At 48.7% G+C, this 417-nt stretch carries 1 pseudogene; it reads left to right on the forward strand.

Annotated elements, in window-relative coordinates:
• Nucleotides 1-303, forward strand: a pseudogene (locus FDX11_RS17100) (phage tail protein); the annotation flags it as partial.
• Between the last annotated feature and the right edge of the window lie 114 nt (nucleotides 304-417).

Consider the following 417-nt stretch of genomic DNA (forward strand, 5'->3'; position numbering starts at 1 on the left):
CAGCCTTTGATATGGCTGGATTACAAGGTAAATCCTGATGGTTCTGTTCTGGTGAAAACTTTCCATCGAACCTACCCCGATGCACCGGAGTTTGCCCGCAATCTGATTGGTGTAAAAGATGAGGCCGGTGGTTTCACCGAAACCATAAAAAATGGAAATCCAATTGATATCCCGGCAGATCAGTATGTTTCAGTTCGTGTGGAGATGCCGTCTGATAGTCTCTGGAATCAGAGACAAGAAGAAGCGCGGGAGGCAATGGAAAAAGCTGAACGCGAGCAAGCTCAGCTGGATGCTCAGTCGTAAAAATGATGGTTGCCGCAACCACGCCGTATGCAGGAGCGTGGTTGCAGCCAACTGGCTAACGTTCGATAGTGCGAGTATTGAATGATTGCCAGTCACGGCGGATTGTACTTAAGC

Source organism: Citrobacter sp. wls714, from assembly GCF_005281025.1.
Classification (GTDB): domain Bacteria; phylum Pseudomonadota; class Gammaproteobacteria; order Enterobacterales; family Enterobacteriaceae; genus Citrobacter; species Citrobacter werkmanii.